Annotated in this window: 17 protein-coding genes; 11 read left to right on the top strand and 6 right to left on the bottom strand. The window is 70.6% G+C overall.

Annotation, left to right across the window (positions count from 1 at the left end):
• Positions 1–80: 80 nt before the first annotated feature.
• Positions 81–2,234 carry a SpoIIE family protein phosphatase gene (locus tag OG870_RS45485; RefSeq protein ID WP_327692192.1) on the top strand — a complete coding sequence of 718 codons (2,154 nt, stop codon included), beginning with the start codon at positions 81–83 and terminating at the stop codon, positions 2,232–2,234.
• Between the two features lie 122 nt (positions 2,235–2,356).
• On the opposite strand, the gene OG870_RS45480 is transcribed toward OG870_RS45485, so the two are convergent.
• Complete coding sequence (locus OG870_RS45480) at positions 2,357–3,817, bottom strand: S1 family peptidase (protein WP_327692191.1); 1,461 nt, start codon at positions 3,815–3,817, stop codon at positions 2,357–2,359.
• A gap of 190 nt (positions 3,818–4,007) precedes the next feature.
• Here OG870_RS45480 and OG870_RS45475 point away from each other — a divergent pair, with 190 nt between their 5' ends.
• The 5 genes from OG870_RS45475 to OG870_RS45455 all read left to right on the top strand — a co-directional run bounded on the left by OG870_RS45475 (position 4,008) and on the right by OG870_RS45455 (position 11,082).
• Positions 4,008–4,421: a PaaI family thioesterase gene (locus tag OG870_RS45475; protein ID WP_327692190.1), complete on the top strand. Its 414-nt coding sequence runs from the start codon at positions 4,008–4,010 to the stop codon at positions 4,419–4,421.
• A 481-nt stretch (positions 4,422–4,902) separates the two neighbouring features.
• On the top strand, positions 4,903–5,118 hold the full coding sequence (locus OG870_RS45470) for a type A2 lantipeptide (protein WP_266527789.1): 216 nt from the start codon (positions 4,903–4,905) through the stop codon (positions 5,116–5,118).
• A gap of 120 nt (positions 5,119–5,238) precedes the next feature.
• Positions 5,239–6,045, top strand: a complete 807-nt coding sequence (locus OG870_RS45465; RefSeq protein WP_266587847.1) for an HlyD family efflux transporter periplasmic adaptor subunit — start codon at positions 5,239–5,241, stop codon at positions 6,043–6,045.
• Positions 6,042–8,264 (top strand): NHLP family bacteriocin export ABC transporter peptidase/permease/ATPase subunit, encoded by a 2,223-nt coding sequence (locus OG870_RS45460; protein ID WP_266842061.1) that lies wholly within the window; start codon positions 6,042–6,044, stop codon positions 8,262–8,264. The genes OG870_RS45465 and OG870_RS45460 overlap by 4 nt, the downstream gene beginning before the upstream one ends.
• Position 8,265: 1 nt before the next feature.
• Positions 8,266–11,082, top strand: coding sequence for an NHLP bacteriocin export ABC transporter permease/ATPase subunit (locus tag OG870_RS45455; protein WP_266527781.1), 2,817 nt, complete (start codon positions 8,266–8,268; stop codon positions 11,080–11,082).
• Positions 11,083–11,086: 4 nt separating this feature from the next.
• On the opposite strand, the gene OG870_RS45450 is transcribed toward OG870_RS45455, so the two are convergent.
• Both OG870_RS45450 and OG870_RS45445 read right to left on the bottom strand, forming a co-directional pair.
• Positions 11,087–11,614, bottom strand: coding sequence for an SRPBCC family protein (locus OG870_RS45450; protein ID WP_266842059.1), 528 nt, complete (start codon positions 11,612–11,614; stop codon positions 11,087–11,089).
• A gap of 6 nt (positions 11,615–11,620) precedes the next feature.
• Positions 11,621–11,965: an ArsR/SmtB family transcription factor gene (locus tag OG870_RS45445; RefSeq protein WP_266587842.1), complete on the bottom strand. Its 345-nt coding sequence runs from the start codon at positions 11,963–11,965 to the stop codon at positions 11,621–11,623.
• A 202-nt stretch (positions 11,966–12,167) separates the two neighbouring features.
• On the opposite strand from OG870_RS45445, the gene OG870_RS45440 reads away from it, so the two are divergent.
• The 4 genes from OG870_RS45440 (at position 12,168) to OG870_RS45425 (ending at position 15,494) form a co-directional block, all read left to right on the top strand.
• Positions 12,168–13,670 (top strand): MFS transporter, encoded by a 1,503-nt coding sequence (locus OG870_RS45440; RefSeq protein ID WP_266842057.1) that lies wholly within the window; start codon positions 12,168–12,170, stop codon positions 13,668–13,670.
• A gap of 83 nt (positions 13,671–13,753) precedes the next feature.
• Positions 13,754–14,248, top strand: coding sequence for a methyltransferase family protein (locus OG870_RS45435; protein ID WP_327692189.1), 495 nt, complete (start codon positions 13,754–13,756; stop codon positions 14,246–14,248).
• A gap of 39 nt (positions 14,249–14,287) precedes the next feature.
• Positions 14,288–15,295 (top strand): Ppx/GppA phosphatase family protein, encoded by a 1,008-nt coding sequence (locus tag OG870_RS45430; RefSeq protein ID WP_266587837.1) that lies wholly within the window; start codon positions 14,288–14,290, stop codon positions 15,293–15,295.
• 28 nt (positions 15,296–15,323) lie between these two features.
• Positions 15,324–15,494 carry a hypothetical protein gene (locus OG870_RS45425; RefSeq protein ID WP_327692188.1) on the top strand — a complete coding sequence of 57 codons (171 nt, stop codon included), beginning with the start codon at positions 15,324–15,326 and terminating at the stop codon, positions 15,492–15,494.
• Between the two features lie 378 nt (positions 15,495–15,872).
• On the opposite strand, the gene OG870_RS45420 is transcribed toward OG870_RS45425, so the two are convergent.
• Entirely contained in the window at positions 15,873–16,307 is a 435-nt protein-coding gene (locus OG870_RS45420; RefSeq protein WP_266527762.1) for a protease inhibitor, read from the bottom strand.
• 325 nt (positions 16,308–16,632) lie between these two features.
• Between OG870_RS45420 and OG870_RS45415 the strand changes: the two genes are divergently transcribed.
• Positions 16,633–17,184 carry a hypothetical protein gene (locus tag OG870_RS45415; RefSeq protein WP_327692187.1) on the top strand — a complete coding sequence of 184 codons (552 nt, stop codon included), beginning with the start codon at positions 16,633–16,635 and terminating at the stop codon, positions 17,182–17,184.
• A 708-nt stretch (positions 17,185–17,892) separates the two neighbouring features.
• Here the strand turns inward: OG870_RS45415 and OG870_RS45410 are convergent.
• Positions 17,893–20,085 (bottom strand): MMPL family transporter, encoded by a 2,193-nt coding sequence (locus OG870_RS45410; protein WP_327692186.1) that lies wholly within the window; start codon positions 20,083–20,085, stop codon positions 17,893–17,895.
• 231 nt (positions 20,086–20,316) lie between these two features.
• A complete protein-coding gene (locus OG870_RS45405; RefSeq protein WP_266842048.1) occupies positions 20,317–20,796 on the bottom strand; it encodes a flavin reductase family protein in 480 nt (159 codons plus the stop codon).
• Positions 20,797–20,817: the final 21 nt, after the last annotated feature.

Here is a 20,817-nt window from a genome sequence, read left to right as displayed (position 1 = left end):
GCCTCACCGCTCGCCGTGCGCGACGGGCCGCCAAGGGGCAGATTTAGTCCCTGGAACCCGTCACCCGGCCGTGCGAGGAGGTGGTCGGCGTGTCCGACGCGCAGACGTCCGCACAGGCTCCGGCGGCCGCGCGGACGCGTGTGGGCCGTCCGCTGCTGTCCCTTGCTCTGGCGTCGATGATGGACGACGTCCACGCGCACTCCGGCGCGGTGTATCTGCTGGCGCCCCGCGAACCGGTCCTGGAGATGGCCGTGATGGCGGGGCTGCCCCGGGCCTTCGCCGCGCCGTGGGAGCGGGTGGGGCTCAGCGCGCCGATCCCGGTCGCCGAGGCGGTGCGCACGCGGCGGCTGGTGTGGGTGGGCGGCGAGGAGGAGATGGCGCGCCGCTATCCGCGCATCGCCGTCGTGCTGCCGTACCCCTTCGCGCTTGCCGCCCTGCCGGTGGCGACGGAGTCGACGGCGTACGGCGCGGTCTTCGTGACCTGGCCAGGCGCACATCCGCCCGAGCTGTCCGAGCGGGAGCGGGATCATCTGACCGCGGCCTGCGACCGGCTCGCCATCCGGCTGGAGCGCGCCCTCGAGGACAGTCTTCCGCTGCTGCACGAACCCGATCTGCTCGGCGTTCCGCCGGTGGGTGGCGCGGCCGGCACGCTCGGCACGGTGGAGGCGGCGCGGATGGTGGCACGGCTGCCGTACGGGCTGTGCTCGCTCGATCTGCACGGGCGGGTCTGTTTCGCCAACGCGGCGGCGGCCGAGCTGATCGGGCTCCCGGTCAGCAAACTGCTGGGCACCCAGCTGTGGGCGTCGGTGCCCTGGCTCAACGACCCGGTGTACGAGGACCGCTACCGGGCCGCGCTGCTCAGCCAGCACACCACGTCGTTCGTGGCGGTGCGGCCGCCCGGGAACTGGCTGTCGTTCCGGATGTATCCCAGCACGACCGGGCTCAGTGTCCGGGTCACGCGGGCGCGGGCGGTGGCGGAGATGAACCGGGCCGGTCCGCAGCCCGGCGACGCCCCGGCCCGGCTGGTCACCATTTCGCAGGTGCTGACCCTGGCCGGTGCGCTGACCGAGGCGGTGGGGGTGCAGGACGTGGTGCAGCTGGTGGCGAACGAGGTCGCGCCGGCCGCGGGCAGCCAGGCTCTCGTGGTGCTCGGCTCGCGGGCGGGGCGGCTGCATGTGCTGGGGCACCACGGGTATCCGGACGCGAGCGTCGTGGAGCGGTTCGACGGGCTTCCGCTGTCGGAGCCGACACCGGGCACGAACGCCCTGAACACCGGGGTTCCGGCGTTCTTCGACTCTCGGGAGCAGCTGGAGCGTGTGTACCGGTCGAGGCTCGCCACGCCGGACGGCTTCGAGGCCTGGGCCTATCTGCCGTTGATCGCCTCAGGCCGCCCGGTGGGCACGTGTGTGCTCGCCTACGCCGAACCGCACCCGTTCCCCGCGGACGAGCGGGCGGTGCTGACCAGCCTGGGCGGTCTGATCGCGCAGGCGCTGGAGCGGGCTCTGCTCTACGACGCCAAGCACCAGCTGGCCCACGGGCTGCAGGCCGCTCTGCTGCCGCACTCGCTGCCGACGCTGCCCGGCATCGACGCGGCCTCCCGCTATCTGCCCGCCACCGACGGCATGGAGATCGGCGGCGACTTCTACGACCTGGTCCCCACACAGGGCGTGGCCGCGGCGGTGATCGGGGACGTGCAGGGGCACAACGTGACCGCGGCCGGGCTGATGGGGCAGATCCGCACCGCCGTTCGTGCCTACACGACCGTCGGACAGGCGCCCGAGGAGGTCATGCGCAGCACGAACCGGCTGCTCATCGACCTCGGCGCCGAGCTGTTCGCCAGCTGCCTGTACCTGCGTCTCGATCCCGCGCGCGGGCGGGCCGTGATGGCCCGGGCGGGTCATCCGCCGCCGCTGCTGCGCCGTCCCGACGGCCGGGTGCGGGTGCTCGATCTCGCCGGTGGCCCGCTCCTCGGCATCGACGCCTCGGCCGTCTATCCGACGACGCAGGTCGACCTCGCGCCCGGTTCCGTGCTCGCCCTCTACACGGACGGGCTGATCGAGTCACCCGGCATCGACATCGAGGACGCGCTCGCCGGACTCGGCCAGCGGCTCGCCGAAGCCGGGGAGCTGCCCCTGGACGAGCTCGCCGACTATCTCGTACAGCACAGCGCGGCAGCCAGGGAACGCCTCGACGACGTGGCGTTGCTGCTGCTCAGGGCCCGTACGCAGGCCTGAGGAACAGGCCCGGACACGACGCGGTCCGGCCCTCCCGCCGGAGGGCCGGACCGTCCACCGTCACCGTCGACCGGAACCGCGAGTCGGGTCGGGTCGCGTTGGGGCGGGTCGGATCGGGTCGATCAGTGGGTCTCGGTCTGGGACGAACCGTCGCCCACGCCGGCACCGCTCTGGTCGCCCGCACCAGCACCGGACTGGTCACCGGCACCTGCACCTGCACCGGACTGGTCACCCGCACCGGCGCCGGACTGGTCGCCGACGCCGGACTGGTCACCGGCCCCTGCCTGGTCACCGGCTCCGTTCTGGTCGCCGGCCGTCGCGGACGGGTCCGCCGTGCCGGCCTGGTCGCCGCCACCGACGGCGTCGCCGCCGCCCGCCTGGTCGCCCGCGGAGGCGGACGGATCGGCGGTGCCGGCCTGGTCGCCGGCGCCCGCACCCGCGCCGCCGAGCGTCGCACCCGTGGCCTGGAGGGCGGCGGTGACCGGCTGGAAGAAGGTCTCGCCACCGTTGGTGCAGTCACCGCTGCCGCCGGAGGTCAGACCGACCGCGCCGCCGTCCTGCGTGAACAGGGAGCCACCGCTGTCGCCGGCCTCGGCGCAGACGTCCGTCTGGATGAGACCGGTGACCGTGTCGACACCACCCGGGTCGGTCTCGCTCTGGAAGTTGACCGTGGCGTCGAGACCGGTGACCGTGCCGTCGTGCAGGCCGGTCGTGCTGCCCATGCGGAAGACCTGCTCGCCGACGGTGGCCTCCGCGGCCTGGGTGATCTGGACGGCCTGGCCCTCGCCGGTGTTGACCTCGCTCGCCGCCTGGGTGTTCGCGTCGTCGTACTTCACCAGCGAGAAGTCGCCGTTGCCCGGGAAGGTGGCCTGGTCGACGGTGGCGATGGGCTGCCCGGTCTCGGAGTCGGACCACTGCTTGGCGGCCACACCGCAGTGGCCTGCGGTCAGGAAGGCCGGACTGCCGTCGCTGGCGGTCACGTTGAAGCCGAGGGAGCAGCGCACGGTGCCGCCCTCCGCCTGCGCGAAGATGGCGTCGCCGCCCGACACGAGCGTCTTGAAGGTGCCGGAGGACTTCTTCACGGTCGCCATCTCGGAGCCGAGGCTCTTGACCGTCGACGTCAGTCTGTCCCACTTGGCGCCGGTCACGCTGCTGTCGGCGGTGACCGCGAGCTTGTTGGTCTTCGGGTCGACCGCCCAGGCCGTGCCCGGGATGGTCGCCTTCGCCTTCAGGGTCTGTGCGCCCGCCTTCAGCGCGGCGAGGCTGTTGCCGACCTCGCGGACCTTCGCGCCCGCCTTCTTCGCCTGGACGACAACGTTTTTGTCGCCGGATATGACGTTGACGACCAGCTGCTGCTTGTCGGAGTCGTAGTACGACCCGGCGAAGGCCTGACCGAGCATGTCCTGAAGCTGCGAGGCGAGATCCGATGCGTCGGTCGCCTTCAGGGTCTTGGGGGCGGCGTCGGCCGACGAGCCGTCCTGCGACGCGTTGGCGTTCGGCAGCAGGATTGCGGCTGCGCCGAGCGCCACGACGCTGCCTGCCGCGATCGCGGCCTTGCGCTTCGGAATTCGCTTGTGACTCAAGCTTCTCGACCTCCTGGGGGGACCGGAGTCTGTGCCGCCGTCCGGCAGCTGTTCTGTTCGGGCGCCTGGATGGCTGTTGGTACGCACGGGCCCCGCGGTGCGTTCAATTCCGTTTGCCAACTCGCTTTGCCCGATGCCGAATCGGCCATGACCCGTGCCTGACGAATCGGCGCGGGGAACAATCGCTCATATGACGATGACCACCACCGAAGCCGACAAGATCCTTTCCGCCAACTTCGCCCCCTGGGTCCTCGAACTGGGCCTGACGGTCGAGTCGTTGGCCGACAACCGGGCCACGCTGCGACTCCCCTGGTCGCACCGCCTGTCGCGGGAGGGCGGGGGGCTGTCGGGGCAGGCGCTGATGGCCGCCGCCGACACGGCCACCGTGATCGCGGTGTCGGCGGCACGCGGGGCGTACGGCCTCATGACGACGGTTCAGCAGTCCACGTCGTTCCAGCGCGCGGTGACGGGTTCGGATGTCCTGATCGAGGCGGTGCTCACCAAGCTGGGCCGCCGTATGGCGTTCGCGGACATCACGATGACCGACGCGGAATCGGGGGAACTCGCGGCGCGCGCGAGCACGGTCTACGCGCTTCTGGGCTGACACGGCCCAGGCATTACGGGGCTGACACGGTCCGCAGTCGATCGGCAACGGTCTGTTCAGAACATCGATCGGAATCCCGGCTTCAGTGAATCTGCACATCCAATACGCAACCAAGTCACCGCGGGCGAAGGATCTGCACACCACGAGGGCGCCCGCTACGTCATTGGGACGGGAGTGTCGGATTCGTCGACACCGCGGCAAGGCCATGGACGGACCAATGCGGTGGCGCATGTGAAGAACTCGCCGCCGTGCCGTGCGCACACCTGCACCGTTCGGTGCCCCTGAGATCCAAGTTGCCTGGTGAGACGCCTGGTTGATTGGAAGCGCGGGCCCGCCGCGTGCTTTGATCCATCGCACCGCGGGGGCCGCGAAGGGTTCCTGGAAACGGGCGCCCGGCGCTCGCGGTTCGCGGCCGTCGCTCTGTCCCCAGAGGGGGGCCGCTCCCCCCTTGTGAAATACCCATACGAAGGGAAGTTCCATCATGAACTCCACCCCCCGTGTTGAGACCGTCGAGATCTCTGACGCCGAGCTCGACAACGTCTCCGGCGGTCTTTCGGTGAACGCGGTCAACACCGCCACCGGTGCGCTGGACGGCATTGCTCCCGTTTCCGGTCTGGTCGACACGGCCGTCGGCACCATCGAGGGTGTCACCGGCCTGAACACCGCCCCGGTCACGGGCCTGGTCGCCGGTCTCTGATCGCACCTTTTGTGATCGTCGCGTCCCGGAGCCGTCATACGGCTCCGGGGCCTTCGGTTGCCACAAACCAGCCGGCTCGTGCGAGCCGGTCCTCTCTCGTTTTCAGGTGAGGGAAGTTCCGTGCAGTTCCGCCAGCAAGCCCTCGCCAAGCTCCAGTCGCCGGAGGAGCTCGACCTTCCGGTGCGTTTCGCCCGCCCCCAGGGCTGGCTCGTGCTGTCCGTGACGGTGGTCGCGATGGCGGCCGCCTCGGTGTGGGCGGTGACCGGTTCGGTGACCTCCACGGTCGGCGCGCCCGCCATCCTCACGCACGGTGAGGGCAGTTACATCCTGCAGAGCCCGGTCGCGGGCCAGGTGACCGCCGTGCTGGCCAGGCAGGGCGAGCGGCTGCCGGCCGACTCCCCGGTGCTCAAGGTCCGTACGAGCCAGGGCGCCACCGTCGTCCGCACGGTCGCGGCGGGCCGGATCACGGGACTCGCCGCCACCATCGGCCAGATCATCCAGACCGGCGCGAACGTCGCCGCGGTGGAGAAGGTCGCCAAGGCCGACGATCCCCTCTACGCCACGGTCTACGTCCCCGCCGAGAACGCGGCCTCCATTCCCGCGAACGCCGCCGTGGACCTGACCGTCTCGTCGGTGCCGACGCAGACGTACGGCGTGCTGCGCGGCCATGTGAAGTCGGTGGACCGCTCGGCCCAGTCGGCCCAGCAGATCGCCTCGTTCCTCGGGGACAGCCAGCTGGGCGAGCAGTTCACCAAGTCGGGCCGCCCGGTCGCCGTACTAGTCCGCCTGGACAAGTCGTCAGCGACGAAGAGCGGTTACCGGTGGTCGTCCAAGGACGGGCCGCCGTTCGACCTCACCTCCATGACCCTGGCCTCGGGTTCCATCCGGCTGGCCGATCAGCGTCCCGTCGATTGGCTGCTGCCGTGAGCACCGCACAGGAGACGCGGAGCAGGCGGCGCGCCGCTCCGCCCAAGCGTCCCGTTCCCGTGGGCAGGGCGAGGACCGTCCGCACTCCCACGGTGCTCCAGATGGAGGCGGTGGAGTGCGGCGCCGCCTCCCTCGCGATGGTCCTCGGCCACTACGGCAAGCACGTCCCGCTGGAGGAGCTGCGCATCGCGTGCGGTGTCTCCCGCGACGGCTCGCGCGCCAGCAACCTGCTGAAGGCGGCCCGCAGCTACGGCCTCACCGCCAAGGGCATGCAGATGGACACGGCCGCCCTCGCCGAGGTGAAGACGCCGGCCGTCCTGTTCTGGGAGTTCAACCACTACGTCGTCTACGACGGCATGGGGCGCCGCTTCGGCCGCCGCGGGGTCTACATCAACGACCCCGGCAAGGGCCGTCGTTTCGTGCCCATGGAGGACTTCGACGGCAGTTTCACCGGTGTGGTGCTGGTGATGGAGCCGGGCGAGGGCTTCACCAAGGGCGGCCGCAGGCCCGGTGTGCTCGGCGCGATGCCGGCCCGGCTGCGCGGCACCGCGGGCACGATGCCCGCCGCGGTCCTGGCGAGCCTGCTGCTGGTCGCGGTCGGCGCGGCCGTGCCGGCGCTCAGCCGGACCTACATCGACGAGTTCCTGATCGGCGGGCAGACCTCGCTGCTCGGCGTGCTGTTCGCGTCGATGGGCGCGTCCGTGCTGCTCACGATCGTGCTGACCTGGCTGCAGCAGGCGAATCTGCTGCGCGGCCGCATCATCTCCTCCACCCTCTCCAGCGCCCGGTTCCTGCGGCATCTGCTGCGGCTGCCCGTCACGTTCTTCTCCCAGCGCAGCCCGGCCGACCTGGTACAGCGACTGCAGTCCAACGACGCCGTGGCCGAGACCCTGGCCCGCGACCTGGCGGCGGCGGGCGTCGACGCGGTGGTCGTCGTTCTCTACGCGGTCCTCCTCTACACCTACGACCCGCAGCTCACGTTCCTCGGCATCGGCGTGGCCCTGCTGAACATCGTCGCGATGCGCGTCGTCATCCGCCTGCGCGCGACCCGGACGGCGAAGCTGCGCGCGGACAGCGCGCGGCTCACCAACACCGCTTACACCGGGCTGCAGTTGATCGAGACGATGAAGGCGACCGGCGGTGAGGACGGTTACTTCCGGAAGTGGGCGGGGCAGCATGCCACCACGCTGGAGGAGCAGCAGCGGCTCGGTGTGCCGAGCGCCTGGCTGGGTGTGGTCGCGCCGACGCTGGCCGCGCTGAACAGCGCGCTGATCCTGTGGATCGGTGGCATGCGCGCGGTGGAGGGCGGCATCTCGGTGGGTCTGCTGGTCGCCTTCCAGGCCCTGGTCACGCGCTTCACCGCACCGATCACCCGGCTCAACGGCGTGGCGGGCCGCATCCAGGACTTCGCCGCCGACGTGGCCCGTCTGAAGGACGTCGAGAACTTCCAGGCCGACCCGCTCTACGGCCGCCCCGGCGCCGGCGACTCCACGCGCCGCCTGCACGGTCACGTCGAACTGCAGAACATCACCTTCGGCTACAACCCGCTCGACAAGCCGCTGCTCACCGGCTTCGACCTGACCGTCGGCCCCGGCCAACAGGTCGCCCTCGTGGGCGGATCCGGCAGCGGCAAGTCCACGGTCTCCCGCCTGATATCGGGCCTGTACACCCCCTGGGAAGGCGTGATCCGCATCGACGGCCGGCGCCTGGACGACATCCCGCGCGGCGCGCTCGCGGCGTCCGTCTCCTTCGTGGACCAGGAGGTCTTCCTGTTCGAGGGCTCGGTCCGCGACAACGTCGCCCTGTGGGATCCCTCGATTCCCGACGACGCCGTCGTGGACGCGCTGCGGGACGCGGCGCTCCACGACGTCGTGACGCGCCGCCCCGGCGGCATCCACAGCAAGGTCGAGCAGGACGGCCGCAACTTCTCCGGCGGGCAGCGTCAACGCCTGGAGATCGCGAGGGCGTTGGTGCGCAGGCCCAGCATCCTGGTGCTCGACGAGGTGACGAGCGCCCTGGACGCGGAGACGGAACAGGTCGTGATGGACAACCTGCGCCGGCGCGGCTGCGCCTGCGTGGTGATCGCGCACCGGCTCAGCACCGTGCGCGACAGCGACGAGATCGTGGTGCTCCAGCACGGCACGATCGTGGAACGCGGACGGCACGAGGAGCTGGTGACGCGCGGTGGCGCGTACGCGGCGCTGGTCAGGGAGCGATGAGATGACGACCGCACACGAGGGCGACCTCGTTCTCGGCGCCCTCGGCTCCATGGGCACACTGGTCGACTGCTCGGGCCTGAACCGGCTCGACCTCGAAGGCCCGCAGGTGCTGTGGCTGGTCGCGGCCGGCAGCCTGGACCTGTTCGCGGTGGACGCCGGACAGCAGGGTCACTGGCACCACCTCGGCCGCCTGGAGGCGGGCTCGCTGATCCTCGGCCCGGTCCCGGGACCGCAGCACACCCTGGTCGCCCGCCCGTTGCGCGACTGCGTGGTGCACCGCATCGGGCTGCGCGAGCTGTACCAGACGGCCGACACCCAGACCTGGTCCTACGACGAGTACGGCAACCCCCAGTACGTACCGCCGACGACGAGCCCGCTGGAGTACGCCCTCGCCCTCGGTGTCGGCCGCAGCCTGTCCGTCCTCTTCCAGGCGCCGATGGCGACCGAGCGGGCCGCCGAGGTCACCGACGACGACGTCTTCTGGATGCAGGTGCCGCCGGGCAGCGTGCAGTACGGCTCGCTCTACGGCGCCGAGGCGGCCGCCGACTTGCTGATGGACCCGGCGGTCTGGCAGAGCATGGTCGACCAGCAGTACCGGCTGCTGACCACCCTGGACCGGTGGATCGAGCAGCTGGAGCGCTCGCACGAGACACGGACGGCCGCCGGCATCAAGGCGGGTGAGGCGGTCCGCGCCCAGGCCGATCAGACGCTGCTCGCCTCGATCGGCAAGTCCTCGGGCAAGCGCGCCACGGCCGCCGACGCCGACGCCTCGTACGCGGCGTGCAAGCTGGTCGCCGAGGCGGCCGGGATCCAGCTTGCCGAGCCCGCGCAGAGCGGGACGGAGAGCGAACGGCTCGACCCGGTGGAGCTCGTGGCCATCGCCTCCCGTGTCCGCACCCGGGCCGTGCGTCTGGACGGCCGCTGGTGGCGGGACAACGTCGGTCCGCTGGTGGGCCACCGGGCCCTGTCGGGTGCGCCGGTGGCCCTGCTGTGGCGGCGCGGCGGTTATGTGGCCGTGCATCCGTCGACGGGCCGCGAGACACCGATCGAGAAGGCCAACGCGGAGGAGTTCGAGGCGCGTGCGGTGATGTTCTACCGTCCGCTGCCCGAACGGACCCTCAGCCCGCTGCGGCTGCTGCGGTTCAGCATGCGCGGCACCGGCGGCGACCTGGCGAGCCTGCTGATCAGCGGTCTGGTGACGGTGGCGATCGGTGCGCTGGTGCCCATCGCGACCGGCAAGGTGCTGGGCGAGTTCGTTCCGAGGGCACAGACGGGGCTGATCGTCCAGGTCTGTCTGGCCGTGATGCTCACCAGCGTCGTGGCGGCGGCCTTCATGCTGCTGGAGAACCTCACCATCCTCCGCATGGAGGGCCGTATCGAGGCCACGCTCCAACCGGCCGTCTGGGACCGGCTGCTGAGACTCCCGACGAAGTTCTTCACCGAGCGCTCGACCGGCGAGCTGGCCAGCGCGGCGATGGGCATCAGCTCGATCCGCCGTCTGATGGCGGGAGTCGGGCCCGTGGTCGCCCAGTCGGTGACCGTCGGCGCGATGAACCTGGGGCTGCTGTTCTGGTACAGCCCCATGATGGCGCTGGCGGCGATCGGCATGCTCGTCGTCATCGCGGGTGCCTTCCTGGGCCTGGGCCTGTGGCAGGTGCGCTGGCAGCGCAAGCTGGTGGTGCTCAACAACAAGCTCAACAACCAGGCGTTCCAGACCCTGCGCGGGCTGCCGAAGCTGCGGGTGGCGGCGGCCGAGAACTACGCCTACGCGGCCTGGGCCTCGGAGTTCGCCCGCAGCCGTGAACTGCAGCAGAAGGTCGGCCGCATCAAGAACCTCACCACGGTGATGGGCGCGGTGTATCTGCCGTTGTGCACCCTGCTGATGTTCATGCTGCTGGCGGGCCCGGCGCGCGGGGTGATGTCGGCGGCCGCGTTCCTCACGTTCAACACCTCGGTGACGATGCTGCTGACCTCGGTGACCCAGCTGACCGGCGCGTTCGTGTCGGCGGTGGCCGCGCTGCCGCTGTTCGAGGAGATCAAACCGGTGCTGGAGGCGACGCCTGAGGTACGCACGGCGAGCACCCGGCCGGGCCCGCTGTCCGGCGCGATCGAGGCGCGGCGGCTGTCGTTCCGGTACTCGGACGACGGCCCGCTCGTCCTGGACGACGTGTCGTTCGCGATACGTCCGGGCGAGTTCGTGGCGATCGTCGGCCCCAGCGGCTGCGGCAAGTCGACGCTGCTGAGGCTCTTGATCGGCTTCGACAGACCGGTCTCGGGCAGTGTGCTGTACGACGGCCAGGACCTGGGCGCGCTCGACCAGTCGGCCGTCCGCCGCCAGTGCGGCGTGGTCCTGCAGCACGCGCAGCCCTTCACCGGCTCCATCCTGGACGTCATCTGCGGCACCGAGCCGTACACGCCGGAGGAGGCGATGGCGGCGGCCGAGATGGCGGGACTCGCCGAGGACATCAAGCGGATGCCGATGGGCCTGCACACGATCGTGTCGGGCAGCGGTGCCGTCTCCGGTGGCCAGCGCCAACGCCTCATGATCGCGCAGGCGTTGATCCGCCGGCCCCGCATCCTCTTCTTCGACGAGGCGACCAGCGCCCTCGACAACGAGACACAGCGCATGGTGATCGAGTCCACGAAGGCCCTCAACGCCACCCGCGTCGTCATCGCGCACCGCCTGTCCACGGTCCTGGACGCGGACCGCGTGATCGTCATGGAGGACGGCAAGGTCGCCCAGCAGGGCCCGCCCGCGCAGCTGCTGGCGGACACGAGCGGGCGGCTGCACGAGCTGGTGCGCCGGCAGATGGCGTGAGCCGTCAGTCCATGCCGGGGACGGGGGCGCCGGAGGGCATACCCGTCCTGACGTACTCCTCGTAGAACTCCTTCCAGGGGGCGCCCGCCCCGGCGTGCGGCCCCCCGACGTGCTCACCGCGCGCCTTCGCGTCCAGGGCGGCCAGGCACACCTCCCAGCCGGCGCCGTTGCGGGCGGCCGTGTCGGCGGCCTGCAGGACGTTGGTGAGAGTGAAGCGGGTGCGCTTGTCGTCCAGAGCCTCAAGGTCGAAGCGCAGTTCGTCGCCGCCCCACTCGAAGGACAGGTGGCGCGGCTCGTCGAGGGCGAGGACCCGGCCCGTGGACTCGGGCATGTGCGGGTCGCCACTGAAGGTGATCGTGCCGCCGGGGCGCGGATCGATCTCCGCTCGGGACGGGAACCAGTGGGCGAGTTCCTCCGCGTCGGTGACGAACTGCCAGACGCGCTCGATCGGATGGTCGTAGATACGGCTGAAGCGGACGGCCGGACGGCCGTCGTCCAGGGTGAGGTACGTGCCGGTGGGTTCAGCGGCCATGGTGGATCAGTCCTTCGGGGTGGTTTCCTCGGGATCGTCCGTCGCCGTCTCGTCGAGGCGTCGGCCCAGCAGGTCCAGGCTGCGGTTCCACAGCGCCCGGTACGGCGCCAGCCATGTGTCGAGCTCGGCGATCGGGGCCGGGTCGAGGGCGTAGACGCGACGCTGAGCGTCCTGCCGTACCCGCACCAGGCCCGCCTCCCGCAGCACCTTGAGGTGCTTGGAGGTGCTCGGCTGACTCAGGCCGCATGCCTCCACGATCTCGCCCACGGGCCGCGGCCGCTCCAGGAGCAGGGCGACGATGGCCCGCCGGTGGGGATCGGCGAGCGCGGTCCAGAGCGCGGCGTCGGACATGAGCCCAATATGCCTCGGCAGTTATATTCCTGTCAAGGAATACAAGACGCAACGGCGATCACAGCCCAGCGAAACGTTGCCGTTTCGCGCGCGGTGGTCTAGCCTCTAGGTGTACGAAACCGTTTCGTTTAGGTTTCCTTCACCCCGCGTTGTTCCCACGTGTTCCAACGAACCCGAACGACTTCCCTGGAGTGGTTCTCCCATGTCCCAGAAGACTCTGACCGACGACGCCCGCCCGGGTGCCGTCGAGGCGCAGCCCGCGGCCTCGGCCAAGCGCTGGTGGATCCTCGCGGTCGTCGCCCTCGCGCAGCTGATGGTGGTGCTGGACGCCACCATCGTGAACATCGCCCTGCCCTCGGCCCAGGCCGACCTCGGATTCTCCGACGGCAACCGGCAGTGGATCGTCACCGCGTACGCGCTGGCGTTCGCCTCCCTGCTTCTGCTCGGCGGCCGTATAGCCGACCTGTTCGGCCGCAAGACGGCCTTCCTGGTCGGTGTGGTCGGCTTCGCCGCGGTCTCCGCGCTCGGCGGTGCAGCGAACGGCTTCGGCATGCTGGTCACCGCTCGTGCCCTGCAGGGTGCCTTCGGCGCGCTGCTGGCACCGGCCGCGCTCTCCCTCCTCAACACCACCTTCACCGACGCCCGTGAGCGCGCCAGGGCGTTCAGCGTCTACGGCGCCATCGCCGGCGCCGGTGGTGCGGTGGGCCTGCTGCTCGGCGGTGTGCTGACCGACGCGTTCGACTGGCGCTGGACGCTGTATGTGAACGTGGCGATCGCCGTCGTCGCCTTCGCGGGCGGCTGGCTGCTGCTGACCAACCACCGCGACGCCGAGAACTCGAAGCTGGACGTACCCGGCACGGTGCTCGTCGCCGCCGGTCTGTTCTCCCTCGTCTACGGCTTCTCCAACGCCGAGACGCACGACTGGGGTTCGGCCCTGACCTGGGGCTTCCTGATCGCCGGTGGTGTGCTGCTGGCCGCCTTCGCCTGGTGGCAGACCCGTACCGCCCACCCCCTGCTGCCGCTGCGCATCCTGCTGGACCGCAACCGCGCGGCCTCGTTCCTGGCCGTGCTGATCTCCGGCGGCGGCATGTTCGGCGTCTTCCTCTTCCTCACCTACTACCTGCAGCTGAACCTGGGCTTCAGCCCGACGAAGACCGGCGTGGCGTTCCTGCCGATGGTCGGTGCGCTGATGGTGGCGGCACAGCTCGGCACCACGCTCCTGGTGCCGCGGATCGGGCCGAAGGTGGTCGTCCCGCTGGGCTTCGCGATCTCCGCGGTCGGCATGGCCTGGCTGACCGGGATCGGCGTCGGCTCCGGCTACGTCAGCGCGGTGCTGCCGCAGCTGATCGTGACCGGTCTCGGCCTCGGCCTCGTGATGCCGCCGGCGATGCAGCTGGCCACGGGCGGGGTGGCCGCCGAGGACGCGGGCGTCGCCTCCGCCACGGTCAACGCGATGCAGCAGGTCGGCGGTTCGATCGGCACAGCGCTGCTGAACACCCTGGCGGCGAGCGCCGCGACCGACTACCTGGCCGGCAAGGACGCGACGAGCAAGCTGGTGCAGGCCCGGGCGACGATCGAGAGCTACACCACCGCCTTCTGGTGGTCGGCGGGCCTGTTCGCCGCCGGCGCCGTGATCGCCTTCCTGCTCTTCCGGCGCGGTGTGCCCGAGCAGGACGCGGACGCCGCACCGGTCGTCCACATGTGACCGTTCCGGTCCGAGCCGCACAGGTCCGAGGGGCCGCCGTCCGCAGGGAGACGGCGGCCCCTCCGCGCTGCCATGGTGGTCGTATGCGCAAAGAGGTGGCGGCCCTCGGCAGCACGGTCTTCCTGTTCGTCGCGCCCGGCACCGTGGTCGTGCTGCTGCCCTGGTGGCTGACCGGATGGCGGTCCGGCGACTGGTGGCCTGCCCTTCGCGCGGCCGGCCTGGTCCCGCTGATCGCGGGCGCGGTCGTCCTGCTGTCCGCCTATGTGCGCTTCGTGGTCGAGGGCCTGGGCACCCCGGCGCCGGTCGCACCCCCCGAGCATCTGGTCGTGGGCGGGCTGTACCGCTACCTGCGCAATCCGATGTACGTCGCCGTGATCGCGGCGATCACCGGCCAGGGCCTGCTGCTCGCCCGGCCGGTCCTGTTCGCGTACGGAGCCTGTGCCGGCGTGGCCATGTGGGCGTTCGCGAAGGGGTACGAGGAACCGGCGCTGACCCGCCGGTTCGGCGCCGGCTATGTGCGCTACCGGCAGGGGGTACCGGGGTGGCGGCCGCGGCTGACGCCCTGGCGCGACGACTGACGAACGTTCGGGTGGTCGAAAACTGGGTACGTCCGGCCCATGCGAATCAGTGTGCTGGATGTGGGGTCGAACACCGTCCGCCTGGTGGTGGCGGACGCGGCGGACGGGGTGCCATTACCCGTGCACACCGCCAAGTGGCGCCTGCGGCTGTCGGAGCAGGTGACGCCTGGGAGCGACATCCCCGAGGAGGCCGTCGAGCAGCTCGTCGGGGCCGTCGCCGAGGCGAGCCGGACGGCGGCCCGCTGGGGTGCGGCCGGTCCGCTGGCCTTCGCGACCGCGGTGGTGCGCAGTGCCCCCAACCGCCAACAGGTGCTGCGCGCCGTCCGGTCACGGACCGGAGTGGGCCTGTGCACGCTCCCGGGCGAGGTCGAGGCCGAACTGACGTTCCTCGGGGCGCGACGCTGGATGGGCTGGCGGTCGGGGCCCCTCGCACTGATGGACATCGGCGGCGGCTCCTTCGAAGTGGCCTTCGGGCGGGGCCGGGTGCCGGACTTCGTGGCCTCGCTGCCACTCGGTGCGGGACGGCTGACCCATGAGTTCTTCCAGGGTGAGGACCCGCCCCTGCCGGAGCAGGTGCGGGCGCTGCGGCGCAAGGTCCGGCACCAGTTGCGGGACGTCGCGTCGCGGATCCGCTGGGAGGGGCCGCGTACGGCGGTGGTCACCTCCCGCACGTTCCAGCAGCTGGGGCGGTTGTGCGGGGCGGCACCCGGGCGCCGCGGCCCGTTCGTGGACCGGCAGTTGCAGCGTTCGGACCTGCGGCTGGCGATCGACCGGCTGTCGGTCGTGTCCGCCGTCGAACGCAGTCGGCTGCCCGGCATCTCCGCGCCGCGCGCCCAGCAGAGCCTGGCGGGCGCGCTGGTCGCGCACACCGCCATGAAACTGACCGGGCTCACGACCGTCACCATCTGCCCATGGGCGATCCGTGAGGGTGTCCTGCTGCGCCACATCGAGGACGGAGCGTCCTGGTGGGCCGAGGTCAACCGCCTCGACGAGGCACCCGCTCCCCCGGACCCGGTCCCCCTGCGCGTAGCGGCTGTGGGGAGCTGAACCGACGGCCTGAACGGAGGTGGACGCCGTGTCCGACGACAAGAAGCACCCCGAAACGGCCGGGGAAGAAATTCTGCGCGAGATCGAGGGCGCCGAGACCCGCACCCGTGAGGCCGCCGACGAGCAGCGCCGCAGGGGCGAGGCCGCGGACGCGATCACCCCCGACGCCCAGGCCCAGGAGAAGTCCGAGGGCGACTGAGCGGTCACAGCCGGGATCTCACCGAACGCACGGCGCATACCGCGCTCCGCTCATGCCCGTACACGTAAAAGGCAGTGTTCGGGCCTGCGCGCCGTGCCCGGCCGGGGCGCGGGCCAGGGAGCGCGGCGGTCGGCCGCGCATCGTCTCCGACGCGGCCCGGCCTCCACCGCCGCTGGGCGGCGCGGGACTGCGGGGACGCTTTCCGCCCCTCCCCGGGGTTCCCGGGGAGGGGCGGAGGTGATCCCAGGAGTCGGCGGGCGGCCCCACTCCGCCCGACCGACTCCCGGTGCGAGATCGCCGGGTACCTCGCGACAGGGACTCGCACTCCCCACCTTGCGGGCCACTTCCTGTGCGCGCGAGGGCTCCGCGATCCCGGTCCTAGAACGCGAAGACGCTGGTCCCGTAGGAGTTCTTCACGCACTCGTTGCCGAAGGTCCGCTCGTAGGAGACGCGCTTGCCCTGCCAGACCCCGTCGATGGTGACCACGAGGGGGTCGTACTGCTTGGTACACAGCACGTCGGTTCTCGCCGTCAGGGCGTCGAAGTCACCGGTGGTGCCGCGCAGTTCGGCGCACGCCTGGGCGGCTGCCGGGTGGGTGCCGGAGGCCTTCGGCGCGCAGGTCAGGGTGACGGCGCGCATCGGAGTCGCGACAGCGGCGCTGTCGCCGTGGCCGATCGTGAGCACCAGGGCCGAGGGGGCGTAGAGCGAGGCGGGGGCGGCGTCCGGGGTGGCGAGGGCGGCTCCGGTGAGGGGGCCGCAGACGGCGGTGGCGGTGAGGGCGAGGGTTGCTGCCCAGCGCGCGGTGTTCCGCATTGTGTGCATCCTTCCGCTGGATTCGAGGGTGTACCGGACCGTTCAAGGGTTGGTGCCGGACCGGCGAGCGCGAGTCTGCCGAGTCCACGGCGGAAACACACGTCGACCCCACGCGTTTCAGTAACCTTGCGTGTTGAAACAGTGGCGCGAAGTCACGGAATTCGATCGTTCAAACCCCGGAACTGAGCGGTTCTTGATCGCCCGAAGCAGCCAAGTGGCCGGTTTACAGCGCTTCGTTAATAGGCCTGAAACATTCCGGTTGAGCTGTCGGCTGACTCCCCCGCGACCCCTTGCGTTCATGAACGAGTCGCGTAATCGTCATTACATGATTACGACGGAGCAGCAGGAGAAGCTGCGCGGCTGGTTCGCCGGCCGCGTCCCCGAGGACCTCTTCGAGGAGTTGGCCGAGCTCACGGTCGACCGCGAGGAGATCACCGTGATCGGCCGCATCCCCGAACCCCGGCTCGCCGAGGGCGCCTCGGACGCCGAGCGGGAGTCGGCGGTACAGGGCCGGATCCAGGAGTTCCGGGATCGCACGCGTGAGGCACGCGTCGAGGTGGCCCGCGAGGCCGAACACCAGTTCCGCCGGAAGGTCTCCTGGGGTGTGGAGTGCGGCGGCGAGCGCGCCCTGTTCACCCATGTCGCCGCGCCCGTGATGACCCGGCTGCGCCAGCCCGAGCGACAGGTCCTCGACACCCTGATCGCCGGTGGTGTCGCCCGCAGCCGCAGCGACGCCCTCGCCTGGTGCGTCCGCCTGGTCCAGCGCCACACCGACGACTGGCTCACCGAGCTGCGGGACTCCCTCGAACATGTCCAGCGGGTGCGGGCCCAGGGTCCCGACGCCGAACCGGAGGACACCCCGACCGAAGACGAGTGATCGAGGATTCATCGATCCATCCTCGCGGGGGCGTTGGCGCGGCATGGCAGCCGCCTGGTGGGGCGCGCTCATCGGCGTACTGTTCACCGACATCCAGGGGCAGTTCGTCGGCCCTCACCGTCGAGACACCGGTGCCCCCGATCACGGGAACGGGCGCGGGGACTGACGAAGGGACGGGGCCGGACCCCTCCACCGCTCTGCGGGGCTGACTCGCCTGGGCCGGGCGACGGGGCAGGTTGCGTTTCCGAAGGCCCCCTTGCCGTCAGGGAGCCCTCCTCCAGCGGCCGGCCGGGCCGCGTCGCACGCCGCTCGATCGACGAACACGCCGGCTTGCGGTCGAGGCCGGACCCGGACGACTCCGCGGCACGTGCGCTCACCGACGCACTCATCGACGCGCACATCGACCGCATCGCGAGCGGCCGGTGGCCGCCACTCACACTCCGCCGCCCGGTCCGCTCGCAGCCCCGACCGCGTCCGGTCACAGCGAAGTCAGGCCCCGCGGAGCCGGTCGCTCATGCGCTCCCGCCCGCCTGACCGCCCGAGGACGCCTCGGCGCTGGACGTGGGGGACCAGCAGGCCTTGCGGTCGCACAGCAGGCATCATGCATGGTGGACTCCGACGGCTCGATGGGCGCCGACGCTGTCTGCCGGGCCGTCCGGGCCCGGCAGACACCTGTCGTCACATGCCGTCACATGGCATTCGTTGCCACTAGTTCCGGCGTCCCGCCGGGTCCTGTACTGCCGCGCCCCGGCCTCCGCCCGAGTGCGTCCCGGCATCGACGGAACCGGGACCCGCTTCGGCGCTCGGTCCCTGCGCGCGGTCGCCGTGGCCCGGCCACCACGCCGCATGGCCGATCAGGGCGGTCAGGCTGGGCGTGAAGAACATCGCCATCACGAAGGCGGCGACGGCGATGCCGAAGGAGACCGCGAAACCCATCTCCGTGAGCAGCGCGTTGCCCGCCAGCATCATCGTGGCGAAGGTCGCCGCCAGGATGAAACCGGCCGCGGCCACGGTGGGACCCGCGTACTTGAGCGCCATCCCGGCCGCCTCGCGCGGATCTCGGCCCTCGCGTGCCTCCTCGCGGAGCCGGGCGATCATGAGGATGTTGTAGTCGGTGCCGATGGCGACCACGAACAGATACATGATCACGGGGAGCATGAACATCAGCCCCGAGTGTCCCTGTCCTTCCTGGAAGATCCACACGGTGGCGCCGAGAGTCGCACCGAAGCCGAGACCCACCGAGGCGATCAGATACCAGGGCGCGACCACACTGCGCAGCAGCAGCCCCAGAATCAGCATGATCAGCAAGGCGGCGACGGGGAACACGGTCCGGTAGTCGTGGTTGACCGCGGTGTCGATGTCCTTGTAGATCGAGGACATACCGCCAACGAGGGCTTCGGTGCCGTCAGGCGCGTCGGAATGCGCGACGTCGCGCACCCTGCCCACCGCGTCGATCGCCTTGTCCGTAGACGCCTCGTACTTGAGGGTGACGGTGAAGTCGGCGGTGGTGCCGTCCTTGTTCACCTGGCTCATACGGGCGCTCGCGACACCGTCCACGGCCCCGAGTTTCTGGGCGTACGCGGTGAAGGCGCTCTTGTCGAGCGGCTTGCCGTCGGTGCTGGAGAGATAGACGTCGGTGGGCGCGGCCGCGCCCGCCGAGTACGCCTTCTGCATCTCGTCCTGGACGACCATCGACTCCTTGGTCTTGGGCATGGACCCGGACGCCAGGTCGAACGTGGCCTTGTAGCCGAGGGTGCCGAGCGACAGCGCCACCAGCACGAGGCCGGAAAGCACGGCGGTCAGCGCCGGGCGGCGCTGCACGCCACGGCCGAGAGCGGCGAACCGGGCGTTCTCGGGCTCCCGTTGCCAGGACTTGGAGGGCCAGAAGACCTTCGGCCCGATCAGCGACACGACGGCCGGGATCAGAGTCAGGCCCGCGATGAGCGTGACGGTGACCGCGATGGCCAGCGCCGGGCCCATCTGCTTGAGGAATCCCAGCGTGGACAGCGAGAGCGCGAGGAAGGCGATGATGACCGCGCCGGCGGCCGAGGCGATGGCCTCACCGACGCGCCCGACCGCGTTCACCATGGCCAACTTGGGTTCGTCCCCGGCGCGCAGACGTTCTCGGTAGCGGAACATCAGGAACAGGAAGTAGTCCGTGCCCACGCCGAACAGCACGACGATCAGGATCGACGAGATCGAGCTGTTGGCCTGCAGGTCGAACAGCTTGGTGGCGTACGCGATCAGCCCGTTGGCGATCGCGGACACCAGGCCGATGGTGATCAGGGGCAGCAGGGCCAGGATCGGCGCCCTGAAGATGATCAGCAGGGTGACCAGGATGATCACGAACGTGCCGATGCCGATCAGGGCCTCGCCACGCTTGGAGGAATCCTGCTGGTCGAGCGCCTGCGCGGCGGAGCCACCCAGTTTGACGTCCAGGTTCGTGCCCTTGGCCAGCTCCTTGGCGTCGTCGCGCAGCACCTTGGCGGCATCCGCCTGCTTGGGTTGGCCGGCGTTCTTGCTGTCCATCTGGACCAGGGTCAGGTCATACCTGCCGTCCTTGGACGGCTGGCCGGGGACGACCTTCTGCACCTGGTCGATGTGCTTCTTGCCCAGCTCGGTGGTGATCCGGGCGACGTCCTGCTTGTCCTCGGCGGTCAGCTTGCCGCCGTCACTGCGCTGGTACAGCGCGATCGCGGACGGCGTGAAGGCGCTGGGGAACGCCCTCTGCTGGAGATCCGCCGCTTTGATCGATTCGTAACTCTTGGGCAGGAAACTGCTCTCGTCACTGTTCGAGGGCAGACTCGGTGCGGTGGCGACGATCGCCACCGCCGCGATCAGCCATGCCACGATCGTCCAGACGGGATGTCGGACGACCGTGGTGCCAATACGTCGGAACATGCGGAATGGTCCTCCTGGGCAGGAAGATCACCGCAGCCCGGGGAGCGGACCCTGGCATCGGCGACCCCGGCCGGCACGCGTCCAACGGGCCGACCGAATGGTTGTCTTGAGCTCATATTGTAGTGACCATGAAACAGGCCACTCAGGGGTGGTCGCGGAACGTGAGATTCCGTCAGACGGCGCGATCGCGCAGAAGCGCGGCCGATGTCATGGCGAGTGTCGCGGCCGATGTCATGCCGGGTGGCCGGGGCTGATGTCGAGGACGTCGTCGAGCCGCAGCAAGGGGCCCTCGGCACGGCCGCCCCACTCCACGGGCTCCAGGACGAACCCGACGTGATCGCCTCCGTCGACGCGGCGGTCCACGGTGCCGACGAACCAGGCCGCGGCGTCCTCCAGGACCGCCGACCCGCCGTACCCCCGCTTCCACGGCACCCCTGCGAACTTGTCGACCGAGTCGCCCGTCCGCCCGCCGAACAGCGCCGCCAGCTCGTGCTGGTCACGGGTCAGCAGGTGAACGGCCAGACAGTCCGCGGCACAGGCCACGGGGTAGGTGTGGTTGGCCTTGGAGAGCCACACCACGAAACGCACCGGCCGGATGGAGCACTGCGAGGCGAAGCCGACCAGGCACCCCGACCGCTCCGCGGTCGTCTCGGCCGTGACCACGCACATGTCGGGGTTCAGCCGGCTCGTGAAGGCGTCGATGTCCGTCATGCTGCTTCCTCACTCCGCATC

The sequence above is a fragment of the Streptomyces sp. NBC_00461 genome (assembly GCF_036013935.1).
Lineage (GTDB): Bacteria > Actinomycetota > Actinomycetes > Streptomycetales > Streptomycetaceae > Streptomyces.
This window is presented reverse-complemented; position numbering and strand designations above follow the sequence as displayed.

Bases quoted from the DNA above. Each gene is read 5' to 3' on its own strand.
- OG870_RS45430 (WP_266587837.1), top strand. From the start codon at position 14,288: ATGCGAATCAGTGTGCTGGATGTGGGGTCGAACACCGTCCGCCTGGTG.
- OG870_RS45470 (WP_266527789.1), top strand. From the start codon at position 4,903: ATGAACTCCACCCCCCGTGTTGAGACCGTCGAGATCTCTGACGCCGAG.
- OG870_RS45445 (WP_266587842.1), bottom strand. From the start codon at position 11,965: ATGTCCGACGCCGCGCTCTGGACCGCGCTCGCCGATCCCCACCGGCGG.
- OG870_RS45450 (WP_266842059.1), bottom strand. From the start codon at position 11,614: ATGGCCGCTGAACCCACCGGCACGTACCTCACCCTGGACGACGGCCGT.
- OG870_RS45435 (WP_327692189.1), top strand. From the start codon at position 13,754: ATGCGCAAAGAGGTGGCGGCCCTCGGCAGCACGGTCTTCCTGTTCGTC.
- OG870_RS45420 (WP_266527762.1), bottom strand. From the start codon at position 16,307: ATGCGGAACACCGCGCGCTGGGCAGCAACCCTCGCCCTCACCGCCACC.
- OG870_RS45475 (WP_327692190.1), top strand. From the start codon at position 4,008: ATGACGATGACCACCACCGAAGCCGACAAGATCCTTTCCGCCAACTTC.
- OG870_RS45440 (WP_266842057.1), top strand. From the start codon at position 12,168: ATGTCCCAGAAGACTCTGACCGACGACGCCCGCCCGGGTGCCGTCGAG.
- OG870_RS45455 (WP_266527781.1), top strand. From the start codon at position 8,266: ATGACGACCGCACACGAGGGCGACCTCGTTCTCGGCGCCCTCGGCTCC.
- OG870_RS45410 (WP_327692186.1), bottom strand. From the start codon at position 20,085: ATGTTCCGACGTATTGGCACCACGGTCGTCCGACATCCCGTCTGGACG.
- OG870_RS45405 (WP_266842048.1), bottom strand. From the start codon at position 20,796: ATGACGGACATCGACGCCTTCACGAGCCGGCTGAACCCCGACATGTGC.
- OG870_RS45415 (WP_327692187.1), top strand. From the start codon at position 16,633: ATGATTACGACGGAGCAGCAGGAGAAGCTGCGCGGCTGGTTCGCCGGC.